This is a genomic window from Photobacterium sp. GJ3 (genome assembly GCF_018199995.1).
Lineage (GTDB): Bacteria > Pseudomonadota > Gammaproteobacteria > Enterobacterales > Vibrionaceae > Photobacterium.
In genome coordinates this window covers 1,347,353-1,361,010 of record NZ_CP073579.1, presented here as the reverse complement: position 1 = coordinate 1,361,010, position 13,658 = coordinate 1,347,353, and the positions used below count along the sequence as shown (strand labels likewise).

At 50.2% G+C, this 13,658-nt stretch carries 11 protein-coding genes; 4 read left to right on the top strand and 7 right to left on the bottom strand.

The genetic code is table 11. The features are described 5' to 3' along the window. The first annotated feature begins 73 nt into the window (after window positions 1-73). On the top strand, window positions 74-949 hold the full coding sequence (locus KDD30_RS22905; RefSeq protein WP_211650873.1) for a LysR family transcriptional regulator: 876 nt from the start codon (window positions 74-76) through the stop codon (window positions 947-949). Window positions 950-1,131: 182 nt separating this feature from the next. Here KDD30_RS22905 and KDD30_RS22900 read toward each other — a convergent pair whose 3' ends face one another. Together KDD30_RS22900 and KDD30_RS22895 are read right to left on the bottom strand one after the other, a co-directional pair. After that, window positions 1,132-2,805, bottom strand: coding sequence for an amidohydrolase (locus KDD30_RS22900; RefSeq protein ID WP_211650872.1), 1,674 nt, complete (start codon window positions 2,803-2,805; stop codon window positions 1,132-1,134). A 303-nt stretch (window positions 2,806-3,108) separates the two neighbouring features. Beyond that, entirely contained in the window at window positions 3,109-3,600 is a 492-nt protein-coding gene (locus KDD30_RS22895) for a DUF2938 domain-containing protein (RefSeq protein ID WP_211650871.1), read from the bottom strand. 140 nt (window positions 3,601-3,740) lie between these two features. Here KDD30_RS22895 and KDD30_RS22890 point away from each other — a divergent pair, with 140 nt between their 5' ends. After that, window positions 3,741-4,397 (top strand): metalloregulator ArsR/SmtB family transcription factor, encoded by a 657-nt coding sequence (locus KDD30_RS22890; protein WP_211650870.1) that lies wholly within the window; start codon window positions 3,741-3,743, stop codon window positions 4,395-4,397. A 258-nt stretch (window positions 4,398-4,655) separates the two neighbouring features. Then, on the top strand, window positions 4,656-6,059 hold the full coding sequence (locus KDD30_RS22885) for an MFS transporter (RefSeq protein WP_249199375.1): 1,404 nt from the start codon (window positions 4,656-4,658) through the stop codon (window positions 6,057-6,059). A 35-nt stretch (window positions 6,060-6,094) separates the two neighbouring features. Here the strand turns inward: KDD30_RS22885 and KDD30_RS22880 are convergent, their stop codons facing one another. After that, window positions 6,095-7,021, bottom strand: coding sequence for a LysR substrate-binding domain-containing protein (locus KDD30_RS22880; RefSeq protein ID WP_211650869.1), 927 nt, complete (start codon window positions 7,019-7,021; stop codon window positions 6,095-6,097). A 96-nt stretch (window positions 7,022-7,117) separates the two neighbouring features. On the opposite strand from KDD30_RS22880, the gene KDD30_RS22875 reads away from it, so the two are divergent. Further along, window positions 7,118-7,303 carry a hypothetical protein gene (locus tag KDD30_RS22875; RefSeq protein ID WP_211650868.1) on the top strand — a complete coding sequence of 62 codons (186 nt, stop codon included), beginning with the start codon at window positions 7,118-7,120 and terminating at the stop codon, window positions 7,301-7,303. Window positions 7,304-7,381: 78 nt separating this feature from the next. Here KDD30_RS22875 and tkt read toward each other — a convergent pair whose 3' ends face one another. The 4 genes from tkt to KDD30_RS24690 form a co-directional block, all read right to left on the bottom strand. Then, a complete protein-coding gene (gene tkt, locus KDD30_RS22870; protein WP_211650867.1) occupies window positions 7,382-9,373 on the bottom strand; it encodes a transketolase in 1,992 nt (663 codons plus the stop codon). Between the two features lie 82 nt (window positions 9,374-9,455). After that, the gene (gene tal, locus KDD30_RS22865) at window positions 9,456-10,406 is read right to left on the bottom strand and encodes a transaldolase (protein ID WP_211650866.1); all 951 of its coding nucleotides are present in this window, start codon (window positions 10,404-10,406) and stop codon (window positions 9,456-9,458) included. A 350-nt stretch (window positions 10,407-10,756) separates the two neighbouring features. Next, window positions 10,757-12,454, bottom strand: coding sequence for an ATP-binding protein (locus KDD30_RS24695; protein ID WP_249199374.1), 1,698 nt, complete (start codon window positions 12,452-12,454; stop codon window positions 10,757-10,759). Beyond that, window positions 12,436-13,515 carry a hypothetical protein gene (locus KDD30_RS24690; protein ID WP_249199373.1) on the bottom strand — a complete coding sequence of 360 codons (1,080 nt, stop codon included), beginning with the start codon at window positions 13,513-13,515 and terminating at the stop codon, window positions 12,436-12,438. The genes KDD30_RS24695 and KDD30_RS24690 overlap by 19 nt, the downstream gene beginning before the upstream one ends. Window positions 13,516-13,658: the final 143 nt, after the last annotated feature.

The window sequence follows — 13,658 nt, the reverse complement described above, 5'->3', positions numbered from 1 at the left end:
TTGGCGTACAAGCATCTTGTGGTGCTTCGTCATGAAAAGAATCAAAGTATAAGTAAATTTCAAGTAAGAGAAGATGAATACACTTCACCTGAAAGCTTTATTGTTATCTATCGAAACGGGCTCAATTTCTGCCGCAGCACGTCAGTTAAATAAAAAACAGTCGCAGGTCAGCCAATGGATTTCCGATCTGGAGGTTGATCTGGGTGTGCGCTTTTTCGACAGGACTGGCAATAAAACGACATTAAGCCAAGATGGCGAACGCTTACTGCCCAATCTGACTCACACACTGAGCCAACTTGAAAAGTTTGTCCAAAGTGCAGAAAATCTGGCAAAAAATGAGCCGACGTTATTGGTGATAGGGATTGAAAATTTTGTCCCGGACATAATTTTTACGAAATCACTCGCTTTGATTTTGAACATGCCCTTGTTGAGTGTGGTGGTCTATCGTGATGAAAAGGCCCAATTAGAGCAAGCGTTACGCGACGGGCATGTCGATATTATTTTGACCCATGAATCAACGACGATTCATCACAAGGATTTCGACTACTGCCGCTTAGGAAGCTATCAGGAAATTTTAGTGTGTAGTCCAGAACATCCTCTGGTTCAACGACTTCCTATTCACAGCCATGATTTGAGTGAATACCGCGAGTTAGTCTGGGGGGAATCCCATGCTGGAGACAACGACGGTTTCAGCCCGTATTATGCCATTTTTTCTGATATGGCTTGTCTCATCACGATGCTCAAAAACAATCAAGGGTATGCATTTTTGCCAAAAGAAAGTGTTAGTGCTGAGATTGCAAATGGTCAGTTGACTGCCATTCGTTGTGAGTTCGAGTTGTCTGATACGATTCGAAACGTTGAACTGTGTTGGCGTCATGGTTTTACTTTTTCTGGCGTTGGAGATCAGGTGATTGAACAATTTAAAAATCACCATCGGATCATTGAATAAATCATCAAAAGGATTTCTCGGAAATCAATGGTATTCATCCGTCGAATTGAAAAACACGTATTTCGAACCGGGTCTGAGACAATCAAGCATGGATATATGATTTGTTTCAGACCCGATTTGATGTCGATTTATCCTTCATGCTCCCGAAATTATCAAAGTTGGGAACATTTCTTATATGAAAATTAGGGCTCTGATTCGTAAACCACATTCCCCTGTAAAATTGTCATTAAGATATTGGTGTCAGCAATCTCTTCTGGCTCTAAACGAGTAATATCGTGTTCAAGAATGACAAAATCTGCTGATTTTCCTATATCGATAGAGCCTGTCATTTCACTGATTCCTAAGCTTTTTGCAGCGTTGATTGTATAAGCATTAATGGCGGAATGAATATCAGGCAGCCCCGTTTTTTCCATGATAAGGCTATTGGCAATCCCAACTAATGGGTTAATGTCATGGACATTCCAGTCACTACTTAAAGTGACATTTGCGCCAGTATCAAAGATTGTTTTCAGGTTCATCATCGATCGGGTGCGTTTTTCGCCAAGAAAAGCGGTTGCCCATTGATGGTCATGACTGGCGACATAATCAGAACCGACCTGAAAATCCGCAGTGACCCCCAGCTTTGCAAAACGTGAGATATCTGTTGAATTCACTAACTCGACATGAGTGAGAGTGTAGGGCTTCTTTACCCCTTGGTTACGGACAGATTCGATAGCATTCAATGATTCCCGAATTGCACCATCACCAATGGCATGAATATGCGCGCTATAGCCAATGTTATTGAGTTCATTCAGCCAGGTTTTCATTTTTCCTGGTGGAATATAGTGAATTCCATATGGCTCATCAGGAATGTAGGTTTCCAGATAAGGGCTGAGAACTTTTGCTGTGCCATTAATGAAAATACCATCGCTGTACATTTTTACCTGATCAACGATTAATAAACGGGATTTATCATGGGATTGAATTTTCTTTAGGAATTCTAGTTGAGGGGCGATGGCGTCAGTCGGATAAATCCATGGACGCAAGGATACACGAGCTGTCAGTTTTTTATCTTTCTCGGCTTGCAGCCATACGTCATACCAGCCTCGTTTCCAGTACAGCCGACCATCACCAACTGTTGTGATTCCGTGAGCAGATGCTTCTGCAAGGCCAGCCATTAAGCCGTTGTAGCTTTGTTCAAACTGGTTTTCTAAACTGTTCCATGCCATCTCCATCACAATATCGCCCGCATTATCAAGCAAGATACCATTCAGTTCACCGGTTTCTTCGTCTTTGAGAATTTTGCCGCCTTGTGGCTCTATGGTGTTTTTACTGATTCCTGCTTCAATGAGGGCGGCGGAATTCACCCACATGGAGTGGGAAGTCTGCTCCATGATGATGACGGGCTGATTCGGGAAAATTTCATCAATCACTTCTAAGGGCGTTTGATGATGTTCTGCATCAAGAATTGCATCTAAAGAAAAACCATATCCGATCAACCAGTGGCTTGTTTCATATTTCTGACGACATGCTTTTAAATAAGGTATCTGTTCTTTCAAGGAGGCATCAGCGCTTAATTCACAGTTGCCTCCTGCCGCTGAGGCTGCTTCAAATATATGATTGTGGTTATCAATGAATCCAGGTAAGACAAAGGCTTGATCTATATTGATGATTTTAGTATTTGAGGAGCGATAAGCGGGTATTTCAGAATTATTTCCAATAAAAATGATATTGCCATCGTGTATTGCAATAGCATTTTCATTCCCGTAACCATAAATGTTTGCGTTCGTAATGATCACGTCCGCTTTCATTTCGGCTAAAGTACTTTTGCTGATGATGAAAATTGTGATGTAGAAAATGAATTTGAGATGATTCATATTTTGATCCATATCTTCTTGGAAATTTTTACAATTCACTGTTTGAATTCAGTTAACTTTCGGAAAGTTTAGCGTATTGAAAAAGCAAATGAAAAATAGTGAGTATCATAAAAATTGGATAGTATGGAGCAGTCAGGTTTCATCAGACTCACTCGATCATGAGTTATTTTATGGCGGGGACGAATTTTCCTGCTATTTCCACCGTAGACTCTATTTCGCGCAGCGGGGGGGGGGGAGAGAGATTCAGCTTCCCACGCAGCGCGAGTCGGTTTTGACTGTCTTGACTTGTGTTGATACAGGACTTTATTCGATAACTGGCAGCACCAACCCCGCCAGATACAATCCCACCCCAAAAGAAGTATGAGCCATCAGGCTGCGCAGTCGGGCCGTATTGGGCTGTGGTGTTTTAGAGGCAGCAATGCCTGCGCCCATGCAAGGCTGCATCAGGAAAAAGGGGGCGACCACCGTCGCCACACCAATCATCAAAGCCGGCAGTAAGGTTGGCGAGGCAACCCAAGCTTCTCCCCAGCCCAGCAGCAGAATCCCGGCAAAAGCGATCCCAATCAGATAATGGGCTGTCCAGCCGATGATGGCTTCCCCATTGACGGGCGTTGCCTGCGCAATATTGAGATGGGTGAACTGACCCTTTGGAAAGTGCCCAATCCAGCGGCCAACCATGGCGTAGTTCAGCGAGGGGATATTGAAACAGGTTTTCAGGAACAGTGCCCAGAGGTCCATCACCAGCGTGGCACCGACGCCCAGTGCAATGGCGCGAACAATAAAATCAGGTTCCATTTGGGTTCACTCCTTGTTGTCGTATCTCGTGACCTGATTCACGAGAGAAATGCTCTTGAATCGGGCCGTGATCGTTTCAATTGATGGTTGATGTTATATAATTCAATAAATTGATTGAATGATGGGGCAGTTAAACTTTGATGTCAACGATAAACAATGCGTCTCATATGTATGCTGATCTGGCTGACCTTGCGCGGCCGCTGGGAAATGCCCACCGGCTCATTTTGCTGGAGCATATTGCTCAGGGGGAGAAGCCGGTTGAAAAGCTGGCAGAACTTGCGGATCTGACAGTGGCAAATGCTTCTCAGCATTTGCAGCAATTAAAAAGAAATGGCTATGTTCAGACGCGTCGGGAAGGAAAGCATGTTTTTTATCGCTTGAGCGACGCACCGGTTGTCGAACTGCTGATGGCATTGCGTCAGTTTGCCGAGTTTCATCACTCGGAGATCAGAAAGCTGGTTCAGGGGACTTTGCATCATCAGCAAGGGCTGGAAGGCATTTCCCGGGAAGAGTTGTTTGCTCGTTTGCAGGAAAACAGTGTGACGTTACTGGACGTCCGACCCGAAGAAGAATTTGAGCAGGGTCATCTGCCCGGGGCGATCAATATTCCGCTGGCCGAACTTGAAGCACGCCTTGCAGAGCTGCCCAAAGCACAGGAAATTGTGGCGTATTGTCGCGGGCCGTATTGTACCTTGTCGCTGACCGCCGTGAATACGCTTCAAGACAAAGGCTTATCTGCCCGTCGTTTTCACGAGGGTGTTCCAGAGTGGAAAGCCGCGGGATATCCGGTTGGCTGAGTGCATCACCGGCGATTTGGTTTGATTGAGCCGGAAGCCATCGCCTGAGCCGGGCGATGTGCTGTGCCTTTTCTGAGCTTCTGGCCTGAACTGTTGTGGCGGGTGACGCCGCCCGATGAGCGACATTCCTGTTGACAGATATGAGCAGACACACATACTCTAAATATCATTCAATAATTCAATTGAATGATATTTTAACGGAGAAAGGTGTGCTGGTTGATTTGGAAGCCGCGACCATGTCCGAGAGAGGAACAGACAGTGCAGACAACAAAACGGAACTTGAACAAGGCTTTTGCCTTACTTGCCCTGATACAGGCTACCTTGATTTTCACGATTGTGATGATTGGCATTCCATTACCGGAGATAGGGGTTGAGTTTGGGATCCACGAAGCGGATTTACTGCTGGCCAGCACAGCCTATGGCTTATCTTTCAGTGGGTTACTTTTATTTGGCGGGCGCTTAACAGACAGGTTTGGCGGCAGAACACTGCTGACGATCGGATTATGCCTGTTCGGTCTGGCTTCTGTGGGGGCTGCTTTGTCGTTCCACTTTTCTGCGATGGTGCTGATGCGATTTCTTCAGGGCGCAGGCGCAGCGATGACTGCACCCGCTGCTGTGGCCATCCTTCGGCATTTATATCCTGAGCCAGAAGATTTCATGCGTGCCATGGCCACCTGGGGCGGCGTTTCTGTGTTGGGCGGGGGTGTTGGTTTTCTCGCATCCGGTGTGGTGACCACCTGGATTTCATGGCGTTGGATGTTTGCTGTGCCTGTCGGGGTGGCCTTGATGGGCTTGATTGCCGTCGCAGGGTTTCTCCCCAAAGCGGCGCAGTCGCGGCCATCGGTACAATCTGGACTTGATCTTATCGGTGCTGTGCTGGCCACGCTGGGGATTGCGCTGGGCAGTTACGGGCTGATCGCCAGCGGCGAATTTGCCTGGTCATCACCCGGTGTTTACGGGCCTTTGCTCAGTGGTGTGGCGCTGCTCAGCCTGTTTTTTGTGGTGGAAAGACAGGTAAAATCGCCTTTACTGCCTCCCGGCTTTGTGCGTGAGCCATACCGTATTGTGGGCTTGATGGGCATCCTTCTGGCCTCGGCCAGTATGGGGCTGGTGACTTTTCTGTTGTCATTATTCCTGCAAATTCAGCAACACTGGACGCCACTTGAAACGGCGGGGGCTTTTGTGCCTTACACCTTCACCCTGCTGCTGATGAATCGTGCAGCCAGCGGTATTGTCAGTCGTTTCGGGCCATTGAAAGTGACCTGCTTCGGTCTGCTGATTGGTGCGGCCGGGCTGGCATGGCTGGCCGGTATTCATTCGCAGATTGAGTACCTATCTGGGCTGTTGCCCGGGATTGTGATTCTGACAACCGGAACGTCAATGATGTTTGCGGGTGCTGCTGTCCTGTCGACCATGCATGTGTCTCCGCATCAGGCCGGTTTGGCTGGTGGGGTGATGAATACATCCATGGAGCTGGGACCGACATTGGGCCTGGCCTCTCTCATGGCTGTGGCAGCTTTGGCACCGGATGTGGTCCGCGGATACAGTCTGGCCTTTGGCACGGCAGCCGGGGTGTATCTGGTTGCTGCGGGGCTTGCGTGGTTTCTGACACGCGATAAGCTTCTGCAGACGGACACTGTGGCGGCAGATAAAGTGCAGTGAACCGACGACGAACATGCATCGCGGCAACATCTGTTTCAGCCGGATAAAATGACTAATTCTTCAGGCAGCGTCCGCTGAAAGGCGGCTGCCTGTCTGCGAATCCAGTCGCAGAAGAGTTTCACTTTATCCCGTCTGAAATATCCTTCCGGGGCGCACAGGTAATAACTGAATGGCGGCCGGACAGCCACGTTTCCAATCCGGATCAGAGTGCCTTCTTCAAGGTAACGCTGTGCCAGACTATGCCTTGCCAGCGCGACGCCCTGAACGGCGAGGGCACCCTCCAGCACAAAGTTGGAGCCATCGTAAGACAGCTGACTTGGCCCGCCTGTGACTCCCACAGTCGACAGCCAGCGTTCCCAGTTCATATCGGGCCAGAGATCGCCAATCAGGTGAGCGCGGTGCAGATCCTTGAGATCGTCAATCTGATTTTCTTTCTGATAGAGCGGATGACACACCGGAAAGAGCAAGTCATCCATCAGCCAGAGGCTGCTGAGGTTGGGATATTCCCCTTTGCCGTAGCGGATACAGAGATCAAGCGGAGACTGCTCGAAATCAACCAGCTCAACTCTGGATTCGATGAGCAGCGAAATATCCGGCTGTTCGTCTCTGAATGAGGTCATTCTCGGCACCAGCCAGTGCTGCGAGAGAGAAGGCAGCGTCGACAGAGATAACCGATGCGGGTCCGGATCCTGATTCAGCAAGCGGATGCCTTGCTGGATGTGCTGAAAGCCTTTCTGGCTCTGCTCAAACAGGATTTGTCCTTCCGGGGTCAGCACAACTTTCCGGTGCTGACGGTAAAACAGGGGCGTACCCAGCCAGTCTTCCAGTAACCGGATTTGCTGACTGACCGCTGCAGCGGTGACGTGCAGTGTTTCTGCGGCGTCCTTGAAGCTGCCGCAATGGGCTGCCTGATAAAAATAATAGAGTCCCTGAAGCGGCGGCATCCGATGCTGGTTTGACATTAGCTTTCCTTAACTGAATGACAGGATCTATCGTTTGAGCGTTTGAGCGCAGTGGTCAATGATTAGCCCATGACTTTCAGATGATAGGTTGATGAAATGCGTATGACAACGGCCAGCCCTAAATTACCGACGGTGGATGAAGTGATCAGAACAGTTAAGTTCGTCTTTTCTGAATACAGACAATGGCGTTTGCGGAAACGCAGCGAACGGTGCCTGAACGATCTGCCCGACTATCTTCAGGATGACATTGGCTTTGATCGTGGGCACCACAATCAGAGATAAATGATTGTCCTTGCGTATTGCGCCGGTATAAAAAAACCCGACGATGACGTCGGGTTTTGTATGTTCAAATCGTCTGACTTACGCCAGCAGCTCTTTCGCGGTGCTGACCACGTTTTCAGTGGTGAAGCCGAACAGCTTGAACAGCTCGCCAGCCGGTGCTGATTCACCGAAGCTGGTCATGCCGATGATGCGGCCGTCAAAACCAACGTACTTGTACCAGAAATCTGCGATACCCGCTTCAATGGCGATACGTGCAGTCACATCTGATGGCAACACAGACTCGCGGTAAGCCGCGTCTTGCTTGTCGAATGCATCGGTCGATGGCATAGAAACCACACGGACCTGCTTGCCTTCGGCACTCAGTTCAGCGGCAGCATTCACAGCCAGCGCCACTTCAGAACCCGTCGCAATCAGGATCAGCTCAGGCTTGCCTGCGCAGTCTTTCAGGATATAACCACCCTTGGCGATATCTGCAACCTGTGCGTCGTTACGCTCCTGCTGAGCCAGGTTCTGACGCGAGAAGATCAGCGCGGTTGGCGCATCTTTACGCTCGATGGCCAGTTTCCAGGCCACGGCAGACTCAACCTGATCGCAGGGACGCCAGGTGCTCATGTTCGGGGTCAGACGCAGAGAAGCCATTTGCTCAACTGGCTGGTGCGTTGGACCGTCTTCACCCAGACCAATTGAATCATGGGTGTAAACCTGGATGTTCTGCACTTTCATCAGCGCAGCCATACGCATGGCGTTCCGGGCGTATTCCATGAACATCAGGAAGGTGGCGCCGTAAGGCACGAAACCGCCGTGCAGGGCGATACCGTTGATGATGGCCGTCATCCCGAACTCACGCACACCGTAGTGGATATAGTTACCGGAGGCATCATCCGCCGTCAGTGACTTGGAGCCCGACCACAGGGTCAGGTTGGAAGGTGCCAGATCTGCAGAGCCGCCCATGAATTCAGGCAGGATCTTGCCGAAAGCTTCCAGCGCGTTCTGAGAGGCTTTACGGGAAGCGATGTTCGCCGGGTTTGCCTGCAGATCAGCGATGATCTGACGGGTGGCTTCTTCCCACTGTGCTGGCAGTTCACCGTTCACACGGCGTTTGAACTCGGCAGCCAGTTCCGGATGCGCGGCTTCATAAGCGGCCAGTTTTTCATTCCATGCCGCTTCTTTCGCTTCGCCTGCTTCTTTCGCATCCCACTGTGCGTAAACGTCTGCAGGCACTTCGAACGGACCGTGCTGCCAGCCCAGGAATTCACGGGCTGCTGCGATTTCGTCGTGACCCAGCGGGGCACCGTGGCAGTCGTGAGAGCCGGCTTTATTCGGAGAGCCGAAACCAATGATGGTTTTGGTGCAAATCAGGGTTGGGCGTGGATCGGCTTTTGCCGCTTCAATCGCCGCGTTGATGGCTGCTGCGTCGTGGCCGTCTACCGCTGGAATGACATGCCAGCCGTAGGCTTCAAAACGCTTCGGTGTATCGTCAGAGAACCAGCCTTCCACATGACCGTCGATGGAGATGCCGTTGTCATCCCAGAAGGCGATTAGTTTGCCCAGGCCCAGCGTCCCTGCCAGAGAGCACGCTTCGTGAGAAATCCCTTCCATCAGGCAGCCGTCGCCCAGGAATGCATAGGTGTAGTGGTCAACGATGTCGTGGCCGTCACGGTTAAACTGTGCTGCCAGAGACTTCTCCGCAATCGCCATACCCACCGCATTGGTGATGCCCTGGCCCAGTGGACCTGTGGTGGTTTCGATGCCCGGCGCGTAGCCGTACTCCGGGTGACCCGGTGTTTTGGAGTGCAGCTGACGGAAGTTTTTCAGATCGTCAATCGACAGCGCGTAGCCAGACAGATGCAGCAGGGAGTAAATCAGCATGGAGCCGTGGCCGTTGGACAGCACGAAGCGGTCACGGTCAGCCCAGTTCGGGTTTTGCGGGTTGTGGTTCAGGTGGTCACGCCACAGAACCTCAGCGATGTCCGCCATGCCCATCGGTGCGCCCGGGTGGCCGGAATTCGCCTGTTGTACACCGTCCATGCTCAGGGCACGGATTGCATTCGCCAGTACTTTACGTTCCATAATTAATTCTTCTTACTCAATACAGGTTAGTCATAAAACGATTGAGAGCAGCGATGTGCTGCTCTCAGAAATTGTCGCGGGATTACAGACGCGCTTCGATCATGGTTTCCAGTTTACCCTGGTCGATGGCGAAGTTACGGATCCCTTCCGCCAGCTTCTCAATTGCCATTGGGTCCTGATTGTGATCCCACAGGAACTCAGCGTGAGTCATCGGTGCCGGGCGTTCTTCAGAAGCCACGTCAGCAGACAGCTTCTGAACGACGTCGCCTTGTGCTTCAGAGAGCTCTTGCAGCAGCTGCGGGCTGATGGTCAGGCGGTCACAGCCAGCCAGCTCCAGGATTTCACCCGTGTTACGGAAGCTTGCGCCCATGACCACGGTGTTGTAGCCCAGTGCTTTGTAGTAGTTGTAGATCTTGGTGACAGAAATCACGCCCGGATCTTCAGAGGCTTCGAAGTCACGGCCTTCTTTCGCTTTGTACCAGTCCATGATGCGGCCAACGAACGGAGAAATCAGGAACACACCGGCTTCAGCACAGGCACGCGCCTGAGCGAATGAGAACAGCAGGGTCAGGTTACAGTTGATGCCTTCTTTTTCCAGCACTTCTGCTGCGCGGATCCCTTCCCAGGTCGATGCCAGTTTAATCAGGATACGGTCGTTGCTGATGCCAGCATCGTTGTACATTTTGATCAGCTTGCGAGCTTTTGCAACACTGGCTTGCGTGTCGTAAGACAGGCGTGCGTCAACTTCAGTGGAGATACGGCCAGGCACCACGTTCAGGATTTCTTTCCCGATGTTCACAGCCAGCTTGTCGCCCGCGTCTTCGATTTGTTGTGCTTTGTCGTTGCTCTGTGCTTTGGCATACGCAATGGCATCGTCGATGAGCGGCGCATACTGTTCGATTTCAGCAGCTTTCAGAATCAGGGACGGGTTGGTGGTCGCGTCTTGCGGTTGATATTTCTTAATTGCTTCGATGTCGCCGGTGTCGGCAACAACAGTCGTCAGGGCGCGCAGTTGTTCAAGTTTCGTGCTCATATCTCTCGACCTTTGCTGAATTAATGCAAGCTTTAAGTTTAGCCAGTTGACTGCTCTTGTCAGGATCCGTTCGCACCTGATCCAACAGGTATGAACATATGGATGGCTGTAGAGCAATTGATGTCCCGATAATTGAATTTTTCAGGCTAAAAGTCAATCGCAAAGCCAGGGTTTGGCACTGATTAAGATAAAAATAAGCCTGCAAAAAATCGGATTGGATTTGAGCCTTTGAGCAGTCGTTACTGATGTGAACATATGATTGGTTGGGTGTGTATATGAACGACGTGAGAGTAGCCCGGTCGGGGAGAGCACGAGACGAATGGTATTGTCATGGCGCTCTTGATGGATGCTTATTGTTCAACGAATTGATGTTCTCTGATCTCAGTACAAAAACGGTGTAAATCGTCCGACAGGCGGGAAAGCTCCGATTCTGTGGGCATTTCGCCGCTCTTAAGACGTTTTTCTACTACACTGGCCGCCTGAGTCAGCGTGTGTGCGCACAAGCTGGCGGAAGCCCCTTTCAGAGTATGGCTGAGTAAAATACCCTGTTCAATATCGCCCTGGGCAAGTGCCAGACGGAGTTGATGATCATAATCATGGTGATCATCAGCGAATATGGTGAGGAAATGTGCAATCATGTCCGGGTCATGATCCAGAATTTCCATCAGTTCATCCATGTCCATTTCTTTGTACTGAGGTACAGGCGCTGAGGTTGTTTGCTCCGTGGCTGTTTTTGTCTGCTCCGGAGGCTGAAGTATGGCATCGCTCAGGATAGAATCCTGACTCTGCGGGATGTTTTGGTTGAGTGCACGGTGACGCAGCGAGGCCATATAATCAATGCGATGACGGAAGCGTTGCAGCGCATCCAGCAGCTTTCTTTCATCCAGCGGCTTAGTGATTACACAGTCAACGCCAGCATTCATCATGTTCTTCTGTGTTTCTTCGAACGCATCAGCGGTACAGGCAAAAATCGGGACGATGCGGTAGGGCTCCGGCAAAGCGCGGATGCGACGGGTGGATTCAAGGCCATCCATGACGGGCATGTGGTTGTCCATCAGCACCAGATCAAAGGATTGATGCTGAATCATGTCCAGCGCATCCAGACCGTTTTCGGCTGTATATGTCAGGAATCCCCATTGTTTGAGGAAGCTTTCCATAATCAGCACATTCAGGTGATTATCTTCGACCACAAGTACATGTAACCCCGCAAACGCTTGTCGATCGACCTCAATGTTCTCAATCAGCTCTTCTTGCGGCACACCTTGCTCAAGGCAGAGTGTGACGGTGACGACGGTGCCCTGATCCGGTTCACTGGTCAAAACGACGTCCCCGTCCATCAGTTGAGCGAGCTGACGCACGATACTCAGTCCCAAACCAGTGCCGCCATAGCGTCGGCTGGTGGAGGCTTCTGCCTGAGCAAAAGGGTCAAATATGTGGGCCACACGTTCCGGGGCAATCCCGATGCCGGTATCATCGGTCACAATGGTTAATTGCTGTTTTTCACCACCGGGTAAATGCGATAAAGACATCCGGACTCTGACGCTGCCCTGATCGGTGAATTTAATGGCATTGCTGATCAGGTTAAACAGGATCTGCCGGATGCGGGATTTGTCTGCATAAAACCAGGTTTCCTGAACAAAACCGCAATCAATATTGAAGGTCAGGCCTTTTTCTTTCGCCAGTGAGTAATATGTACTCTCAATCGCGCCGACTAAATCGGTAAAGCAAAAATGAGTTTTATCCAGCTTGAGCTTGCCTTGCTCGATTTTAGAGAAATCCAGAATATCATTCAGAAGCGCCATCATATGCTTTCCGGAATCCAGCAGGGTAAGTAAGTGCTGTCGCTGCTCTTGGGTCAGGTCGGTTTTCAGAAGAAGCTGAGACAGGCCCAGCATGCCATTCATGGGCGTTCGGATTTCATGAGACAGATTGGCCAGAAAAGCCGACTTGGCTTTATCGGCAGCTTTGGCTTTTTCGAGGGTCTGATTGAGCCGGCGGGTATCCGCCGAAATCTTGTCAATGCCCTGATTCAACGCATCGTGCAGCACCTGAAATTCATAGGGCCCTGAAAACTTTCACTGCGCTGATAATTGCCCAGTCGGAATTGAGATGCAAAACGTGTCAGTTTAGCAATGGGATCGGTAATGCGTTTGGTCAGGGTGATGGCAAGCAACAGGATAAACAGGCTGATCATGGCAAGCGCCAGCATGAAGAAATGATGGAGCTCATCGATCACACTGATGGCACTGTCCTGAGAGGTGACAGTGATCAATGACCAGACAGGCATGCCTTCTGCATCTTTGGTTTGCGAGGGAACCACTGCGGCAATCATGGCCTGATCCGAATTATCCTGGTAGTAAGTCAGCCCAGCGACAAAGGGCATGAAAGAGGCCATTTCACCAGAACCAGCCACCAGATTTGCCTGAAAGAATTGCTGAAACTCAGTGAGTGCTGCGGGTGAATCATTACTGCTCAGTAGCAGATTACCGTCAATGTCGGTCAGGTAAACATTATCGGTTCTGCTGACTTCCTGGCCCAACTGTGCCAATTGCTGTTTGATGTCATCCATTCTGTATTCAATCAGCAGGTAGCCATCCGGTTGGTTGCGAATCTTTCGGGCAAGATAGGCTGTGGCCACTTCTCCTTTGACTTTGGGGTGAGAGATGTAGTGGTCGTTTTGAGCCTGATTTAACGCGGTTTCAATCAGTGCTAAATCCGGGGCATCAATTTCATCAATGGAAAGCCCTTGCGTGGAGCTGGCACCAAGATAAAACTGGCCGTCTTTTTTTCGGATCTGATGCATGGCAGAAAAAGAAGTGTCCGTGATCCCGAAATTTCGGAAAAATTGACTGATTTGCTCAGGTGGACGGGAAAAAATCGGAGAATGACTGAGCAGGTCCAGGTTTTTCAGTCGCAGCGCATAAGTCTGATCCAGACTTTGGGCAGAGATGTTATTGCGCGCGTTAATGCCGTTGGCAATTCGGTCCAATGCGACGTCGTTTAGTTTTTCGCCGCTAATCCAGCCGTAAATATAGGCTGGCAGTATGCCCACACTCAGCATGCTGACCAGTAATATTGGCTTGATTCGGTTGGGGACAATCCTTATCACCACTAGACCTCAGTATTCTGTTCATTCGATAAAAGCATACTTACAAACACAGACTATGCCAAAAGAGTTAGCACGTGATGAAGCCTTCCGCTGCCATTTCATTTGTATTTTGAGTGGTCTGCTGTAGTTTCAGGCAGCAGACG

Coding starts and splice junctions, on each gene's coding strand:
- KDD30_RS22880 (WP_211650869.1), bottom strand. CDS start 7,021: ATGTCAAACCAGCATCGGATGCCGCCGCTTCAGGGACTCTATTATTTT.
- KDD30_RS22895 (WP_211650871.1), bottom strand. CDS start 3,600: ATGGAACCTGATTTTATTGTTCGCGCCATTGCACTGGGCGTCGGTGCC.
- KDD30_RS22875 (WP_211650868.1), top strand. CDS start 7,118: ATGCGTATGACAACGGCCAGCCCTAAATTACCGACGGTGGATGAAGTG.
- KDD30_RS22900 (WP_211650872.1), bottom strand. CDS start 2,805: ATGAATCATCTCAAATTCATTTTCTACATCACAATTTTCATCATCAGC.
- tal (WP_211650866.1), bottom strand. CDS start 10,406: ATGAGCACGAAACTTGAACAACTGCGCGCCCTGACGACTGTTGTTGCC.
- KDD30_RS22890 (WP_211650870.1), top strand. CDS start 3,741: ATGTCAACGATAAACAATGCGTCTCATATGTATGCTGATCTGGCTGAC.
- tkt (WP_211650867.1), bottom strand. CDS start 9,373: ATGGAACGTAAAGTACTGGCGAATGCAATCCGTGCCCTGAGCATGGAC.
- KDD30_RS22905 (WP_211650873.1), top strand. CDS start 74: ATGAATACACTTCACCTGAAAGCTTTATTGTTATCTATCGAAACGGGC.